The 17465-nt window shown below is 60.3% G+C and carries 11 protein-coding genes; 2 read left to right on the forward strand and 9 right to left on the reverse strand.

All coding sequences use genetic code 11. The features are described 5' to 3' along the window. The 7 genes from GX444_04500 to folD all read right to left on the reverse strand — a co-directional run. Positions 1-1063: caspase family protein (locus GX444_04500; GenBank protein NLH47847.1), on the reverse strand; the 1063-nt coding region annotated here is incomplete at its 3' end. A gap of 1 nt (position 1064) precedes the next feature. Beyond that, the gene (locus GX444_04505; GenBank protein NLH47848.1) at positions 1065-1859 is read right to left on the reverse strand and encodes a DUF4384 domain-containing protein; all 795 of its coding nucleotides are present in this window, start codon (positions 1857-1859) and stop codon (positions 1065-1067) included. Beyond that, entirely contained in the window at positions 1859-2344 is a 486-nt protein-coding gene (locus tag GX444_04510; protein ID NLH47849.1) for a sigma-70 family RNA polymerase sigma factor, read from the reverse strand. Before GX444_04510 ends, GX444_04505 begins: the two co-directional genes overlap by 1 nt. A gap of 151 nt (positions 2345-2495) precedes the next feature. After that, on the reverse strand, positions 2496-3317 hold the full coding sequence (locus GX444_04515; GenBank protein NLH47850.1) for a hypothetical protein: 822 nt from the start codon (positions 3315-3317) through the stop codon (positions 2496-2498). A gap of 165 nt (positions 3318-3482) precedes the next feature. Beyond that, a complete protein-coding gene (locus GX444_04520; protein ID NLH47851.1) occupies positions 3483-5774 on the reverse strand; it encodes a TonB-dependent receptor in 2292 nt (763 codons plus the stop codon). A 129-nt stretch (positions 5775-5903) separates the two neighbouring features. Next, on the reverse strand, positions 5904-6689 hold the full coding sequence (locus GX444_04525) for a GTP cyclohydrolase I FolE2 (protein NLH47852.1): 786 nt from the start codon (positions 6687-6689) through the stop codon (positions 5904-5906). A 7-nt stretch (positions 6690-6696) separates the two neighbouring features. Beyond that, the gene (gene folD / locus GX444_04530) at positions 6697-7584 is read right to left on the reverse strand and encodes a bifunctional methylenetetrahydrofolate dehydrogenase/methenyltetrahydrofolate cyclohydrolase FolD (GenBank protein ID NLH47853.1); all 888 of its coding nucleotides are present in this window, start codon (positions 7582-7584) and stop codon (positions 6697-6699) included. 183 nt (positions 7585-7767) lie between these two features. Between folD and GX444_04535 the strand changes: the two genes are divergently transcribed. Next, a complete protein-coding gene (locus GX444_04535; protein NLH47854.1) occupies positions 7768-8754 on the forward strand; it encodes a hypothetical protein in 987 nt (328 codons plus the stop codon). Positions 8755-8897: 143 nt separating this feature from the next. Beyond that, the gene (locus GX444_04540) at positions 8898-10052 is read left to right on the forward strand and encodes a hypothetical protein (protein ID NLH47855.1); all 1155 of its coding nucleotides are present in this window, start codon (positions 8898-8900) and stop codon (positions 10050-10052) included. Between the two features lie 41 nt (positions 10053-10093). Here GX444_04540 and GX444_04545 read toward each other — a convergent pair whose 3' ends face one another. Both GX444_04545 and GX444_04550 read right to left on the reverse strand, forming a co-directional pair. After that, positions 10094-10759 carry a hypothetical protein gene (locus GX444_04545; protein ID NLH47856.1) on the reverse strand — a complete coding sequence of 222 codons (666 nt, stop codon included), beginning with the start codon at positions 10757-10759 and terminating at the stop codon, positions 10094-10096. Positions 10760-10771: 12 nt separating this feature from the next. Continuing rightward, positions 10772-17410 (reverse strand): PAS domain S-box protein, encoded by a 6639-nt coding sequence (locus GX444_04550; GenBank protein NLH47857.1) that lies wholly within the window; start codon positions 17408-17410, stop codon positions 10772-10774. Between the last annotated feature and the right edge of the window lie 55 nt (positions 17411-17465).

A 17465-nucleotide genomic window follows, 5' to 3' on the forward strand; every position in this document is an offset into this window, starting at 1 on the left:
CGAGCGCCAGCACGGTTTTCTTTCCCTTTTCCAACCGGACCGCACCGCTGAGCCAACTCGCTTTTTGCTGCGCGGTGACGCGGTATTCGCCCGGTTCCAGGCCGATGCTCATCGGCTGGCCCGGCCGTTTGTTCACCTCGGCGACCAGGCGGCCCTGGGAATCGCGGATGAAGAAGCGCCCGTTCATTTCGGCGGGCAGTTCCAGCAGGGCGGAGATTTCGTTCAGATCGGTCAGCACCAGGTCGCCGGCGCCGGCCAATTGAAAATCGTAACTCGGGTGCTGCGGACCGGCGCGGGTCGATTCGGTGCGGGCCAGCGTTTCGTGGAAGGCGTAGTGGTAGGCCTCGTTGATGCTCACCCGCCCGTCGCGGTTGTCGTCGGCCGCGCCGCGCAGGCCGGAAATCAGGTAGTGCGTGAAGAAGGAACCGCCGACGCGATCCGACTCCTGCGCCGCTTCGTCGGCCGACGAGGAAGTCAGAAAAGCGTGGCCGCGCACGGCGGTCGACGAGTCGACCAGAAACGCCGAACGCCGCGTACCGCCCTTTTCGCGGGTCAGCGCGCCGGAAGCGCAGGAATCGAGAATGGCGACGCGCACGTCGGCCGAAAGCCCGTCGATCGCCTGGCGCATCTCGCTGTAGGAGAAGTGCTCGCCGTTGAGCAACAGTCCGCGCTCGTCGGAGTGGCCGGAATAATAGACGATCACTTCGATCCGCTGGCCGGACCGTTTGGCCTCGCGCAGGATGCTTTGCAATTGGCGGAACCCGGTCTCCAGGCCGTTGCGGCTCGGATCGGTCAGGACGTAGGCGTCGGCCGGCGCGACGCCGCCCAGTTCCTGCATGAGTTTCGATACCGCGCCGGCGTCGCTCGTCGCGAACTTGAGCCGGATGCGATTCTTGCCGCCGTTATTGGCGCCCACGACGAAAATAAAGCGCCGGAAGGCCTGATCGCCGGCCGCCGGCTCGGCGGCGACGGCGGCGCGAACCGCCGGCCACGCCGCGAAAAAGATCAGCAACGCCAGACCGGCCGCGCATATTTTTTGCCGCCAGGCAATGGAACAATTCATTTCAAGGGTTCCTCGTCGGCTTGCGAAGGGTCAGCCCGGTCACCGTCAGACCCGGGGCCAGGGAAAGTCCCGCTTTCGGATCGCGGGAGGCCGCACGCAGCACGTCCAGCAGCCGCGGCACGTCGATTTCCGTTTTGGCGGTGATGAAAAAGAAGCGCTCGAACAGCGGCGCCCGGTCCAATTCGTAGGCGAACGGCAGGGAATGAACGCCGCCGTCATCCAACCGGGTCGAGGCGGACGGATCGGCCGGGAAATGAAGCGTCACGTTGCCGCCGCCGTCCACCGAGACGATCGCGCCGTAAGCGGCGTCGCCGGCCAGATAGCTGATTTGCAACAGGTCGCCGGCCCGGACCACGTCGCCGTCGCGCAGCTCGCGCACTTCGTCATCGGTTTTCAAGTGAACGAACAGCCGGCTGTCACCCTTGACCCGTTCCATGCCGCCGGCGATTTCATTGGAGTCTGGCAGAGCGCCGTGCAAGAAGGGCCAGAGAAGGAAACCGCCGACCACCAGCAGCGCGACGGCGCTCAGCGCGGCCATGGCCGGCGAGAGGAATCGCGCCATGGCGCGACGGGGCGACCGCGACGCGGCGGCCTGACGCCGAATGGCGGCGGCGAGCAACCGCGGCGGGTACTGTTCGAGGATTTCCCGGTCGGACGCCGGCAGGGCGGCCAGCCGCGCCTGGGCGTCGGCATCGGCGGCGATCCGGGCGCGGATCTCCTCGGCCTGGCGCGTCGGCAACTCGGACAAGGCGGCCTGTTCGAGCAGCAGATCGGGGATTTTGCGCTTTTCGCTCATCACGCAACCCCCTCGAGTTCCACCAGCCGGCCGCGCAGCGTCCGCAGCCGTTTGCGCACGCCGGACACGGAGAGCCCGACCTGGGCCGCCACTTCTTCCAGGGTCAGTCCGTCCAGCAGATGCAGCACGGCGATGGTTTGCGTGGTGGCTTTTTCGCGGCCGAACAATTTGCCCAGGACGTTGCGGGCCTGGAGGGAGGATTCGGCCTCGGCCGTTTGGGCGATGCGCCACAGCAATTGGTCGTCGATCGTTTCTTCCGGCCGGCGGCCGGCCGCGCGGATCTTGTTCAGGCAGACGCGGGTGGCGGTGGTATACAGCAGGCTGGAGGGCGCCAGGTCGTTCAAGTCGTCCCGGTGACGCAACAGGCGGACGAAGGTGTCCTGCATCGCGTCCCGCGCCAGTTCCTCGTCGCGCAGCAATTTTCGACATCGGCGCAGCACCATGGGGCCGTATCTCCGGTAAAGTTCTTCGATGTCGATTCCCACGTACCTGACTCCGTCCTTCGCTTGATCTAACACCGTAACCGATTGTTTCCGTCACCGCCGCGCGAAAAGAATCGGCGGACCGATTGTAAATGGAAAAACGGCCCGCCGGAATAGACCGGGCGGGCCGCTTGGCGGACTGGCTTTACGGTGTTTATTGCGTGCGGATTTGCATGGATCGCCAGTCGGTGCCGGTCAGGCGGACCCGGCCGCCGGTGTCGGTTTCGAAAAACAGTTCCTGCCGCAGCACGCAATAGAGCGGCAACGATTCGTGGCCATTGGTCTTGAGGGTTTGGGAGTCGGAGTAATCGGGCTCGAAATCCTTGTCGATCGAAAACCAGTAGAACGTCAGATCGTCCTCGTCCGGCTGATCGGTGAAGGCGCGGAGTTCGACTTTTCCGTCGGTGACCGTGTATTCGCCCTGGGTGTTCGGCGAAATTTCCTTGCCGCCCTGGGAAACGACGATCTCGGTCAGCACGGGATTTGTGAGCCGCCGGTCGGGTTCGCGCTCGGAAACGACGAACATTTTGTAGGCCAGGCGGGCTTCCTGATTCATGTCGCCGTTTTTGAAAATCGCGGCGACGACCGTCAGCAGCAGGCCGTTTTCCTGGAAGGGGCCGAACCGCTCCTCCAGTTGGTCGCGGTCGAGCACCGTCCAGACGAACGGCTGCCCGGGTGAAGTGACGGCGGCGGTCGCGGGATCGAAAGCGTTGCTGTCCTCCGTTTGAGTCGCGTTGCCGCCGACGATCGTCCAGGCCATCGGCCCATCGTAGGCCAGGCCGTCCTCGCGCACGGCCAGGGCGGTGAAGGTGATTTGCTCGCCGGGCGCCGCCTCCAGCGGATCGGCCTGAATGGCCAGGAAGCGTTGCGAATCGAGGTAGGCGGCGGACTCGAAATCGGCCATGTCGCAGCCAAGCGACGGGAAAAGCATTCCGGCCAGGAAACACCAAACCGCGGGCAGGAGGAATTTTTTCATTTCACGTCTCCCTCGCAGGCGGTTGAAAAAGGCCGTCCTGGCCTTTTTCAACCGCGCTCAACAAAAAGTGTGGTTTTTCTTTCGCTTCATTTTCGGCAACTTCGGAAGTTGCCGAAAATGGCGATCCATCCCTGGATCGCACGCCGGGTGTTTTTCAACACCCGGCTAGAACCGGCCTTGAAGGCCGACGGTCGGCATGAACGCCGGGAAGGAAATCGCTTTTTTCTCGGTGTAGTCGTAGTTGTACTCGTAGCCGACCGGGTATTTGTTCCAATAGACGTTTTGCACGTCGAGATAGGTGGTGAGTTGCCAGGAATTGAACGTCCAGATCTTGTCGATGCGGATATCCAGCTTGTGGTAAGGCTTTTCCCGCTCGCCGTTGATTTGCTCGTCGTAGACCGGGATATACGAATCGGTGTCCGCGTTGTAGAGCGCGCTCCGAATATCGGTATACGGCAGGCCGCTGGTGAACTGGAACTTCGCGCCCAGCCGCCAGTCTTTTTGCGCGCCCAGAATGTAACTGGCCAGCACGACGAAATTGTGGGTTTGATCCTGATCGAAATAGCGCCAATCGGCGTCGGCGTTGTCCTTGCGTCGCGAAACCGTATAGGTATACGACACCCAGCCCATGAAGCGATCCGTCAGCCGCTTGCGCGCCAGCAATTCGACCCCGTGGATCTTGCCCTGGCCGTCGTTGGTGTAAACGGGCTCGTCGTCGCGGCCCGACACGACCATGCCGTACAGGCGCTTGTAATAGCCCTGCAGGTCGACCGTCCAGCCTTCGCCGAAATCGTATTCGGCGCCGCCCGCGTAAAGCTCGGCGGTTTCCGTATCGAGATTCTCGTTGCCGTAACCCTTCAGGTACTCGTCCAGCGACGGCCACTGGTGATAAAGCCCGGTCGCCGCTTTCAGGGTCAGGCCTCTCCAGGGGAAGACCTTGGCCGAGAGGCGCGGATCGTAGGAGGTTTTACCGAGATAAGCTTGATAATTGACGCGGGCGCCGGGAACGATATTCAACCAAGAAGCGGGATTCATCACGTCTTCCACGTAGAACGACGGCTGAAAAACGTCGCCGGTCACGTCGATGTGATAAGTCTCCTCCGAGGCGTCATCGAAACCCGGTTCCCCCTCCCGGGGCGCGTGGGGTACGTTCGCTTCGATGCTGCCGAAACCGTAATCGCCGTCGATGCCGAGGCGTAATTCGTTCCATTTGGCCAAGCGGACGGAAAAATCATCGCGGAATTGAATATCGCTGGTTTTTCCTTTCAGCGTGAAATTGTCGCCGAATTCGTATTCCTCGTCCGAGTAGAGGTAGTTTACGTGCAAGCTGTTGCTCACCCGCTCGTTAGGCGTCCAGGTCCAGGCCAAGCCCGGCTGGTGCCAGGAGACTCGGATGTTGAAGGTGTCGGAACTGAACGGATCCTTGCGCTCGTCACTTTCGTCGATGATCGACATCCCGTCATCCGAACCGAAGGCGAATAGTTGCAGCAGGTGGTCGTTGCCCAGATGATAATTGACGATCGCCTGGTAATCGTAAAACCGCGGCGCCAAGGTGAATTGCGCCTGATCCTTGGGAATCACCACGGGAAGGATGAAATCGATGAAGCTGCGCCGGACGCCGACCGCGCCGGAGGCGTTCTTGCCCAGCGGCCCCTCGAAAATCATGAAGGTGGCGTACGTGTTCAGATCGACCAGCCCGCCCAGGCGATCGGTCCGCGGTTCCCGGTTGGTCAGTTCCACGATGCCGCCCAGGGCGTTGCCGTATTTCACGCTGTAAGCGCCGGGATAGTAAACGATATCCTGCAGCAGTTCGGCGTTGACGATGGAGTTCATGCCGCCGAAGTGGAACAGTTGCGGAATTTCCAGCCCGTTGAGTTTGTAACCGCTGTCCTCGGGGCCGGTACCGCGAATCACGAGGCCGTCGTTGCCGAAACCCATGACACTGGTAGCCGCGACGCCCGGCAGGCTTTCGAGCACGCGAATGGGATCGTTGTTGGCGCCCGGGACGCCGGTCAGTTCTTCTTTTTTCAATTCCTGCCGCGAAACGACCTCGGGTTCGCGCTTTCCGATGACGGTCACCTCATCCGCCTCGTAACCCGGCAGCGATTGCAGGTAACAGTTCTTGCGGGTCGGTTTACCCGCGCGCACGGTCACGGTCGCCTCGAACGGTTCGCTCAGGTCGTCGGTGACGGTCAGCACGTAATCACCGGGCGACAGGTTTTCGAAGGTGAACGCTCCTTGGTCATCGGTCACGGTTCCCCACGTGCGGTTCTCGTCGTTCCAATCTTTTAATTGAACGGCGAGTTGCGGTTTGGGCAGGCGGGTTCCCTTGACCATGATGATCCCGGTCAGGGATCCCAGGGCCGGCTCCTCAGCGGCTGCCGCGCCGGCGAGGAACGGAATGAGCAAGCCGAGCAGCGCCAGGCCGAGGCCGATTCGCACGGTGTTGTTGGTCATCGTTGCACTCCGAATATCGCGGCGGTTGCCGTTGCGCCGCGCCATGGATCCCGACTATCGCCGCAATGAACCATTCCATTCAACACCCGAGGTGTATCCTTTTGTCACCCCAGCCGACTGAATGGTTAATTATTTTTTCTTGATCAGCGATGCATACGCGTTGTGATTGTGGATCGACTCGAAGTTTTCCACTTCCACGCTGTACCAGGTGATGTTGCGATGGGCGTCGAGGCGCTGGGCGACGTTGCGCACCACGTCCTCGACGAAAACCGGGTTGGCGTAGGCCAGCTCGGTCACGTATTTCTCGTCTTCGCGCTTGAGCATCGAATAAACGGCGCTGGACGACGATTCTTCGGCCAAGGCGATGATTTCCTCGATCCAGACCATGCGCTCGAAGCGGAAGCCGATGGTGATGATGCCGCGCTGGTTGTGCGCGCCGGAATCGGAGATTTCCTTCGAGCAGGGGCAAAGGGTGGAGACCGGCACCCGCACGAAGATCTGCACGTCGTAGTCGCCGTTGGTGATCGAACCGACGAACCGGCAGCCGTATTCCATCAACCCGCGCGCCCGCGAAACCGGCGCTTCCTTTTCGACGAAATAGGGGAACTCGACCTCCAGATGGGCCGACTCGGCGTGCAGCCGCTGCCGGATGCCTTGCAGGATATCGCGCAGCCCGTCCACCGAGATTTCGCCGCCGCACTCGTTGAGCGCCTCGACGAAACGGCTCATGTGCGTGCCTTTGAATTCCTGCGGCAGATTCACGTACATGTTGAACGTGCCGACGGTGTGCTGTTCGCCCTTGGCGCGGTCGAGCAGCCGGATCGGATAGCGCAGGTCTTTCACCCCGACCTTGTCGATCGGAATGTTGCGTTCGTCGCGCCGGCTGGCGACATCGACGAGATCGGGTTTGGTCACGAGCGGCTTACCTCTGGTTCAACCGCCGCCGCGCGGCGGTCAGCGTGTTTTTCATCAGCATGGTGATGGTCATCGGGCCGACGCCGCCGGGCACGGGGGTGATGACGCCGGCGACCTCGCGCGCTGCCTCGAAGTCGACGTCGCCGATCAGCCTGGCCTTGCCCGAAGGCGTGGTGCCGATGCGGTTCACGCCCACGTCGATGACCGTCGCGCCGGGGCGGATCATGTCGGCGGTGATCGCCTTGGGCCGGCCCGCGGCCACGATCAGGATATCGGCCCGGCGGGTGTGCGCCGCCAGGTCGCGCGTTTTGGTGTGGCAGATCGTCACCGTGGCGTTGGCGTGAACGCCTTTTTGCACCAGCAGCATCGCGATCGGTTTGCCGACGATGTTCGACCGGCCGACGACGACCACTTCCGCGCCCTCGATCGGCGTGCCGGCGCGGACGATCATTTCGCGGATGCCGGCTGGCGTGCAGGGCGGATAGATGATGTTGCCGATCAACAGGCGGCCGACGTTCACCGGGTGGAAGCCGTCGACGTCCTTGTCCGGGTCGATGGCCAGCAGCACCTTGTGCTCGTCGATATGCCTGGGCAGCGGCACCTGGACCAGCACGCCGTCGACACTTTCGTCGGCGTTGAGCGCGCGGACCAGGTTCAGCAATTCGGCCTCGGTGACGGCGGCGGGCAGGTGGTGATGAACCGACTGATAGCCGAGTTCCTCGCAGGCCCGGATTTTGCCGGTGACGTAGGACACCGAACCCGGATCGTCGCCCACCAGAACCGTCGCCAGGCACGGCGCGATGCCGTGCTCGACCTTCAAGCGGGCGGTCTCTTCCTTCAATTCCGACCGAATGGCCGCCGAAATTTCCTTACCGCTGATGATCCGCGCGGTCATGACCACCTCCGACCGGACGCCGTCGCCGCCGCAATGCCGGCATCCCGAGTAAATGGGGGTGTCTTATACCACGAAACGCCCGGGCGGCAAAGCGAGCGCCCCTTGTTTTGCCACGCGGGCCTGTCTAATCTGACGAAAAACAAACGGTTTGCTCACAAACCGTGAAGAAAGGATCTGCGGCAGATGCAACGTTTTGAAATGTCGGCGATTTTTCTTCTCCTGCTCGCGGCCGTTTCGCTGCTGGGCGTCCAGATTCAGAATATCGGCCACCGCGGTTCGGGGACCAATCAGGCCGACAACCCCTTGCCGGAAAATACGATTCCGAGTTTCTTGCAAGCGGTGGCGGACGGCGCGGACATGATCGAACTGGATGTCCTGCTGACCGCCGACGACGAACTGGTGGTGATTCACGACGCCACGCTGGACCGCACCACCGATTGCACCGGGCGGGTGGTCGAGAAGAATCTTTCGGAAATCGTCGTCTGCGACGCGGCGGAAGGCACATCGCTGGAAGGAACGGGCGTGACCCTCCCGACGCTCGCCGAGGTCTTCGCGGCCGTCGCCCTCCCGGTGAACGTGGAAATCAAATCCGACGACGTCGGCGGGGCGTACACGGCCGAACACATCGCCGCGCGGGTGCATGAGGTCGTCGAGGCGGCCGGGGCGACGAATCGCGTGTTGATTTCAAGTTTTTCGCTGGCGGTTTGCGAGGCGGCGAAGGCCGCCGGCGATCTGCCGGTCGCCTTCCTGACCAGCGAACTGAACCTGCAGGCCCAGATCGACGCTGCCGTGACGGCCGGGCTCGACGGCATCCACCCCCAGGCCACGCTCACCTTCAAAACGCACGTCGATTACGCGCACGAGCAGGGCTTGTTCATCAACGTCTGGACGGTCGACGGCGCGCTGGCGATGCAGGCCAATATGGCCAAGGGTCCGGACGGCATCATCACCAACGACGTGGACATCCTCGCGGGTTTGCTGGAAACCGACGACGACACCGCCGACGACGACACTACCGCCGACGACGATGATGACGACAATGACGATAACGATGATAATGATGACAATGACGATAATGATGATAATGACGACAACGACGATAACGACACCGCCACTGTTGATGATGACGACGATGACGATGATGACAACGATTCCGGCTGCGGGTGCTGAAAAAAGACCGGCCGCCGCATCTTGCCAAAACGCCGACGTGGGTTAACTTTCTAGAGTGAATCCGGTATATTGTTTTCGTGGGCTTGTCCGGTTGCAACCGAAAACCAACTTAATATTCATTGGTTAGGTGGAGGAGTGTCGATATGTCTCCCAAAAAGAAACAAGCTGAGACGAAGGCGGCGGGACTAGGCGGAAACGGCGAATACGAACGCATTCAACGCGACGTGCTGGTCGTCGGGGTCGGCACCATCGGCGAGCCGCTGACGCGCCTGCTGCTGGCGCACCGCGAGCAACTGGGCATCGGCAACGTGTATTTCGCCAAGTTCAACCCCACCGACCTAGGCACGGTCAAACTCCTCAAAGAAGCCGGCGGCAAGTTCGTGATCTGGAAAGATACCGAAATGCACTTCGAGCACATTTTCGCGCAGGCGGGCCTGACGATCGACGGCACGATCGAGGACGCGTTGAAGCGCGTGGCCGTCGTGGCCGATTGCACCAACCGCGGCAACCGCCTGAAGGAAGAGCATTACTCGCGCACCAATTACCCGATCGGTTTTCTCGCGCAGGGCAGCGAGGAGGGCTTTGGCCATCCCTTCGCCTTCGGCGTGAACGACGCCACGCTCGTCCCGGGCAAGGACAAATACCTGCAAGTCGTGTCCTGCAACACGCACAATATCCTGGCGGTGTTGCGGTTGGCGCGCACGGTCGGCGAGGAAATCCTCGACAGCGATTTCGTGCTGATGCGCCGGATGAACGACATCAGCCAATCGGGCTCGGCGATCGCGTCGCCTTCCGTCGATAAGGTGAAAAACGACAAGTACCCGGGCTATGGCAGCCACCAGGCTTTCGACGCGGCGCGGGTGATGCGAACCATGGAAGTCGAGCTGCAAGGCCGGATCCATTCGACGGCGCTGAAGCTCAACAACCAGCTCATGCACCTCAACCGGTTTCGGGTGAAGGTGAAGAAGCACGTCAAATTGTCCGACGTGGTCGACGCGATCAGGGCCGATCAACTGTTGTCGCTCAGCTATTTGCGCGACATGAACCTGGTGTTTTCCAAGGGCCGCGACCACGGGTTCCACGGCCGGATCTTCAACCAGGCGGTGCTCATCGCCGATTCGCTCGAGGTGTCGCCGGACGGCCACGAAATCTACGGCGCCTGCTTCACCCCGCAGGACGGCAACAGCCTGCTGACCAGCGTCGCCGCCGTCTCCTGGTTCTTCAACCCGAAAAACTACAAGGAAAAGATGAAAGCGCTGGCGGGCTATCTCGAACGATTCCACGTGATTTACGCCTAGGCGAGAATCAACAACGGCGAGGCGGGCGCGAGTTCGCCTCGCTATTTTTTTACGTTGCTCAACCGGAGGTATTCGGCGAAGACTTCTTCGTCGCTCCGACCCGCGGCGCGCAGGGCGTCGAGCTGCTCCTGGATTTCCGGCGCGATCGCCGGCTCGGCCGCCCGCCGTTTTCGTTCGGCCGCCATTTTTTTCAGTTGCACGAGCGGATCCCGCGCGTTCCAGCGTTCGACCCAGTCGATCTCGGGTTGCCGGTACCGCGGGCTTTTGGCGCGCAGTTGCGCCTGCAACTCGGCGATCTTGCCGGGCATGTCGCTGAAATGGATGTGTAAGGGCTTTTTCCGATCCGCCAGATGGATGTGCAAGGCGGGCGCCTTGGATTTCGAATAAACGACGCCGAAGCGGCGGAAACGAGGCCCGGTGTCGATCGCTTTGATGGACAAGGATTCGATTTGGTCCCAAGGGATCAATTCGGATTGCAGCCCATCGTGATTGAGCAGGCCGTTCTCACGGACCTCCGCGCCCTTCCAGTAGCGAAAGGTGCGATAGAGGCCGAAACCGGCCAGCAGCAGAAAGAACAGCACGCCGGATAAAAGAACGGCCGCGACCCCCAGCAGGATGAAATCCGCGGCGTCGTTCAAGGAAAATTCGAATCCAAGCCAGATGGCGCAAATCGCCAGGCAGGCCAGATAGATCACGAGTTTTTTCATGCCGCAGCGCCCCTATTTGCCGTCGAGCACTTCCCGCACTTTGCGCACCAGGCTGTCGATGGCAAAGGGCTTTTGCAGGAAGTTGGTGCCTTCATCGAGCACGCCGTGATGGGCGATGGCGTTTTCGGTGTAGCCCGACATATAGAGTACGCGCAGACCCGGCCGCAAGGAAAGGATTTTTTCGTACAACTGCCGGCCGTTCATGTTCGGCATCACCACGTCGGTCAGCAGCAGGTCGAAGCGAACGGCGGGATCCTCGGCCAGCAAATAGGCCCGGCCGCCGTGGTCGACCGCGATCACCTTGTACCCCTGCCGCTCCAGCACCTTCTGGGCGAGGTTGCGCACCATGTCCTCGTCCTCGACCAGCAGGATGGTTTCCGTTCCGGTCGGTAAAGCGGCCTGGATTCCCTTGGCGACGGATTCGACCTTGCCGGTAACCCGCGGCAGGTAGATTTTGAACACGGTGCCGACGCCGATTTCCGAATAGACGTTGATGAAACCGCTGTTTTGCCGGACGATGCCGTAGATCATCGACAGGCCGAGGCCGGTGCCCTTGCCTTTTTCCTTGGTGGTGAAAAACGGCTCGAACAGGTGCGCCTGGATTTCCGGCGACATGCCGCACCCGTCATCGCTGACGGCCAGTTGGATATACGCGCCCGGTTTGACGTCCAGATGACCGCGGGCGTATTCCTCGTCGATCTCGGCGTTGGCGGTTTCGATCGTCAGCTTGCCGCCGTCGGGCATGGCGTCGCGCGCGTTGACGGCCAGATTGATGATGACCTGTTCGATTTGGTGCGGATCGACTTTCACCGAGCCCAGGTCTTTCGCCGGCCGGAAAACGAGCTCGATATCCTCGCCGATGAGCCGTTTGAGCATCTTGGTCGCGCCGGCCAGCAATTCGTTGAGGTCGATCACCCGAGGGTCGATGACCTGCTTGCGGCTGAAGGCCAGCAACTGGGCGGTCAGCGAAGCCGCTCGCTGGGCCGCCTTCTGGATTTCCGACAGATCGGCGTGCATCGGATCGCCCTGGCGCAAATCGCCCATTAGGATTTCGGTGTAACCGGAGATGCTCGTCAGCAGGTTGTTGAAGTCGTGCGCCACGCCGCCGGCTAGCCGCCCCACGGCTTCCATCTTCATTGCCTGGCGCAACTGATTTTCCAGCTTGTCCTTTTCCTGTTCGGCCTGCCGGCGATCTCTGACCGCGAAAGCCAGCGAAACCAATGAGGCCATGTTGATTGCGAATTGTTCTTCGTCCTGTGCCCATTGACGCGGCTGATCGACCGCTTCGAAACTCAACAACCCGCCCATCCGCCCCTGCAGCCAGATCGGCGCATCCAGAAGCGAGCAGATGCGGTTGTCCCGGTGGTAGGATTCCGGAACCTCGCGCGTCCGCGGGTCCGTGTAAACATCCGTGGCGGCAATGACCTGGCCAAGCTGATGCGCCTGCGTATAAGAAGGAAAATCACGACAATCGTAGGCTTGGCCCTGGGAGTGTCGCCGGGGGCTGCGCTCAAAAAGGTCGACACACTCGAGGCGCTGATAGTCCTCTGAATACAACCACACGCTGACCCGCTCGGTGGCCATGATTTCCGCGCAGGCCTCGGTCAACTCCTGCAGCGATTTATCGAGATTGCCTTGAAAAAGCGAACCCTCTTGCATGAGCGAAAGCACGAGCGTCGTCTGGCGCAGGAGCATTTGCTCGCGCCGGACCATTTCCGCGGCGGCGCGTTTTTCCTCGGTGATGTCGCGCATGATCGCCGAGAAGAACTCGATCGATCCGTCGAAGGCCGGGTGGGATAGAATGACTTGCGAAACGGGAATTTCCCGCCCGTCGTGATGTTGAATCGCCGATTCGCTTTTCCAGACACCGTCGCGGGCGGCGGTCGGAAAGGCTTCGGTCGTGATCATTTTCGTGGCCCAGGCCGGATGAACGTCGGCAACCTGATGCTCGGCAACTCTTTCATCCGCGGCCCAGCCAAGCATTTGCTTGCCGGCCGGATTCAAATAGGTGAGCTGGCTGTCCGGCGTGGCCATCGCCACCAGGTCGGTCGTGCTTTCCAGGATGGCGGTGAGGCGCGCTTTTTCTTCCTCGGCCTGTTTTCGTTGGCTGATATCGGAGTGAGTGCCGATCACCCGCAACGGCTTGCCGTCCGGCGTCCAACTGATCACCTTGCCACGGTCTAGAATCCATTTGTAGGTTCCGTCCTTGCAGCGCATCCGATACTCACTGACATAAGTCAGTGATTGACCCGCCAAATGCTGGTCGAGATCGCGATAAACGTGCTCGCGATCCATCGGGTGAACCAGTCGATCCCAGGCGGAAAAATCCTCTCCGAACTCGTCATCCTCATAACCCAACATCCGTTTCAATTGACTCGAAAAGAGAACCTGATTGGTTTGGGCGTTCCAATCCCAGACGCCGTCGCCGGCGCCCTCGAGGGCGTACTGCCACCGTTCCTCGCTTTCCCGAAGCGCGATCTCGGCCCGTTTGCGCTCGGTGATGTCCAGAGCCGTAAAAGTGATGCTTACGGAGGGGTCTCCCGGGGACATCGGCGTCAACGACAATAAAATATCGATGATACTGCCGTCCTTTCGACGGCAGCGGATTTCCTGCGTTCCGGTGCCTTTTTGGGCAATTTGGCGGAATAACACCTCACCGGTGAGCTGGGCCTCCTCGATCGTCGGATATAACATTTGAACATTTTGTCCGATTAGCTCTTCTTGCGAATAACCGGTTATTTCGCAGAGGCGTTGGTTGACTTCCTGGAAGATCTGGTTGCGTGTCACGCCGATGCCCGTGGGCGCCACGCGGAAGATGCTTTGCAGCCGTTCCTGGCTTTCGCGCAATGCCGTCTCGGCGCGTTTGCGCTCGGTAATGTCGCGGATCAATCCCAGGGTGCCGACGGATTGTTCGCCGGCCTGCGCCAGCGAACCGCTCACTTCGCCGTTGAACGTGCCGCCATCCTTTCGTTTGATGAGCAATTCCAGCCGGGTGGTGCGCTTACCCGTAGCCATGGCTTCCCGAAATTTTTCCATGGCGATCGGAATCTGATCCGCGGGCAGAAATTCGGGGAACACCCGGCCGATCATTTCTTCGGGTCGCCAACCGAAGATGTTTGTCGCCGAAGGAGTAATGTAGGTGACCTTGCCTTCATCGTCGGTGGTATAGAGCACATCTTCCAATTGCTCGGCCATGTCGCGGAACTTTTGTTCGCTTTGGCGAATTCGCTCCTCGGCGATCAGCCGTTCGGTGATGTCCAGGAAAAGCGCCGTCATGGTGTCGGCGCCGGAATGAAAAGCGTAGACCTCATAGGCGCCGTGAATCTGATTGTCGCGGTAAGTGACGGATGAGGTTTGCCAAAGGCCGCCGTTTTTCGCGATCTCGCGATAACGCGTGGGTATTTCCGTCTCGATCAAGGGTGGAAACGCCTCCTCGATGGTCTTGCCGATAAATGGTTGGTGATCCAAGCCCAGGATGCGGTTGGCGGCCGGGTTGGCGCCGGTGAAGATCAGACGGCCGTCCGCTTCCAAGCGGTACATGTGCATTCCCATCGGCGAGGCCTCGACAATGCTGCGGAAGCGTTCCTCGCTTTCGCGCAAAGCGTTTTCGGCCCGTTTGCGATCGGTGATATCCAACGCGGTGAAAATGACGCCTTTGGCGAGATCCCGCGGATCCATCGGTGTCGAGACCAGCCAGATGTCCATGATCGAGCCGTCCTTGCGCCGCCAGCGCGTTTCCACGGCGCCGGTTCCTTGCGCGGCGATCTGGCGATATTTTTCCGTGCCGACGTACTCAAATTCTTCCTGGGTCGGGTACAAAAGGCGGGCGCTTTGCCCGAGGAGTTCCTCCGGCGTGTAGCCGGTCATTTCGCAGAGGCGCTGGTTGACCTCAAAATTGATTCGGTTCCGAACCAACCCGATACCGGTGGGCGCCACGCGGAAGATGCTTTGCAATTGTTCCCGGCTTTCACGAAGCGCCGTCTCGACTTGCTTGCGTTCGGTGATGTCGCGAATCAGGCTGATGAAATAGCGGGGATTGCCGTCGGCGTCGCGCAGGGTCGAGGAGTGTGCTTCGACCAGCGCCCGGCCGCCGTTTTTCAGGCGGATGCGATATTCCATGGTTTCGGAATGTCCGCTGTTCAGCGACCGGGCAATGTTGGCGGCTACTTTCCGGCGATCTTCCTCGTCCAACAGGTCCATGATGTTTTTCATGTCGGCCAGCAATTCCTCGACCGTTTCCACGCCGTAGAGCAGCGGCGCTTGCCGGCTGGCGGAAAGGATATTGCCTTGCAGGTCGTACACCAGGATCGGATCGGGCGAAGCTTCGACCAGCGCGCGATACCACTCTTCGCTTTCTTTCAAGGCTTGCGCGGCTCGTTTACGTTCGGAAATGTCGCGGGACAGGCCGTGCACTTCCACTTTGCCGGTGTGCGGATTTTGATAAAAAGTGGTGGCGATTTCGGTCCAGATCGCCGTCCCATCCTTGTGTGGTTGTTCGATTTCATCGCGATAGGTGTGATCCGGCGGCACCTTTCCGGAAAGATAGTCGCTGACTCGTTGCCGAAGCACTGCCGTCCACTTTTCCCTTTCCTCCGGTTGGAAGGAGAATTCCAACGGCTGGGCGATAATCTCTTCCGGGGTATAGCCCAGCAGTTTCTTAATGGAGGGGCTGACATAGAGAAAACGCATGCTTTCCGTATCCAGCGACCAGACGATGTCGTTGATCCGTTCGGTCAGCTCGCGGTACTTGTTTTCGCTTTCGCGCAGTTCTTGCTCGGCTTTGCGGCGCTCGGTGATATCCGAAAAAATCGTAAAAACGCGATAGGGGGTCGATTCGCCGGGCAGGAATTCGGGCATCGCGTCGATGAGGATCCAGCGCATTTCGTTGAATTGCGGCTGAAACACGGCCATCGTCTTGCCGAGAAGCGGTTTGCCGGTTCGCAGGGCGACCATCGACGGGTGCTCTTCGCCCGGAATCGGCATGCCGTCCTCGTGAATGGAACGCCAGGCGGGATCGATGGATTTGCGGCCTTGCAATTGCTCCAGGGACAGACCGAGAATTTTTTCGGCGGCGGGATTGGCATTGGTGATCCGCCCTTCGGCATCCTGAAAAACAATGCCTTGTTCCATGAATTGGAAGAGCGTGCGATAGTCTTCCTCGCTACGACGCAACGCCGCTTCCGCTTTTTTACGCGCCGTGATGTCCTCATGCTGGAAAATGGCGTGTTTGACGCGGCCGGACGCGTCCAGTACAGGGGTCACATTGACTTCGATGATGATATCCACGGTTTTTTGAAATTGGAGAGATCGCAGGGTGCCGCTGTTCCAAACCAGGGGAAACCGAACCACTTCCCCTTTTTCGTAGACCCGCCGGATCAGCGGCATGAACCCCTGTTCCTCGACGATGTTGTCCTGAAAGATATTGTACTGGCCGAGGACTTCGTCGGCGGTGATGTTCAGTAATTTGCAGCAGGCTTTGTTGATACGGATCAGGGAGCCTTGCGCGTCGGAAATCCACATGGGGAAGGGGCTGTCTTCGAAAATGCGGTTCAGAAAAACTTCCGACCCGCGCCTCGCTTCCTCGGCCAGCTTGCGGGCGGTGATGTTTCGTTGCACTCCCCAAACGCGCTTGAGCAGGCCGTTTTCCACGATGCCGCGGTAACTTTCGACGATATAAACGGGCCGGCCGTCGGCCGCAACTTCCTGTTCTTCCCTTTCGGCGATTTTAAAATCGGACGAGCCGGCCAAATCGGCCATTTGCGCGCCGCAGTTCGGCGCGAACTCGGTGACGAGATGGCCGACCATCTTATCGGGCGGCAAACCGTACATGGCCGATAACGCGACGTTCACCTCGCCGATGACGGCGCGTTCGGCGATCTGCGTTTCCAGAATTTCCCGCGGCTGATCGATCGCCACCGGTGGATTCAGGTCGATGCGAAAGATGCCCTCGCCGGCGTTGGCGATGAAGTTGCTGTAACGATCCTCGCTCTCCCGCAGTTCTCGTTCGCGTTGCTGAATTTCCCGGTGAGCGCGGCGCTGGATAATCAGAAACAGTCCGAAGACCAACACCAGGGTCATCAGGGCGATCGGCAGGGCGATCTGGGAAATGATTTCCCGTTTCCAGGTCGAAGCGTCGATATCCATGCCGAGCACCGCCACGACGGCGCCGCCATGCGGATCAAGAATGGGCACCAGGGCGCTGACCCAGGTTCCCCACCGGTCGGTGTAAGGGCCTTGCACGGCGGATTGTCCGGTGTCGAACAAGCGGCGAAAATCGGCCGAGGCTTCGGTATAGGTTTGTCCGGGCGGGGAGTAATCCTTGGAATCGGGGGGCTCGGAATCCACCAAGAAGAATACGGCGCCGTCGATGCGGCGGCCGGTCAGATAGATGAAACGGCATTTGGTGTCGATCGACCGAATCAGTGTCAGACGCTCTTTCAGGTGGAGATAAGTGGATGAATTCAGGTCCGCTTCCGTACCGGTGATCGTTTGGAGTTGGGCGAAATCAATCGTTTGGGCGACCAAACGCCCCTGATCGAGTAAAACGTCGCGCTGTCGGCGATCGGCGATGCGCGCGGTCCACCAGATGAAAAAAATACCAATAATCAGCATGGCCGTGACCGCAAAGGAAAGCCAATTTTTTCGCTTCATTTTTCTCTTTTGGCCTCGCGGACGGAATTTTCTTTTTTTCTGTACTCGAACAAAG

Source organism: Myxococcales bacterium, assembly GCA_012517325.1.
GTDB lineage: Bacteria > Lernaellota > Lernaellaia > Lernaellales > Lernaellaceae > JAAYVF01.

Bases quoted from the DNA above. Each gene is read 5' to 3' on its own strand.
- GX444_04515 (NLH47850.1), bottom strand. From the start codon at position 3,317: ATGAAAAAATTCCTCCTGCCCGCGGTTTGGTGTTTCCTGGCCGGAATG.
- GX444_04505 (NLH47848.1), bottom strand. From the start codon at position 1,859: ATGAGCGAAAAGCGCAAAATCCCCGATCTGCTGCTCGAACAGGCCGCC.
- folD (NLH47853.1), bottom strand. From the start codon at position 7,584: ATGACCGCGCGGATCATCAGCGGTAAGGAAATTTCGGCGGCCATTCGG.
- GX444_04535 (NLH47854.1), top strand. From the start codon at position 7,768: ATGCAACGTTTTGAAATGTCGGCGATTTTTCTTCTCCTGCTCGCGGCC.
- GX444_04550 (NLH47857.1), bottom strand. From the start codon at position 17,410: ATGAAGCGAAAAAATTGGCTTTCCTTTGCGGTCACGGCCATGCTGATT.
- GX444_04520 (NLH47851.1), bottom strand. From the start codon at position 5,774: ATGACCAACAACACCGTGCGAATCGGCCTCGGCCTGGCGCTGCTCGGC.
- GX444_04540 (NLH47855.1), top strand. From the start codon at position 8,898: ATGTCTCCCAAAAAGAAACAAGCTGAGACGAAGGCGGCGGGACTAGGC.
- GX444_04545 (NLH47856.1), bottom strand. From the start codon at position 10,759: ATGAAAAAACTCGTGATCTATCTGGCCTGCCTGGCGATTTGCGCCATC.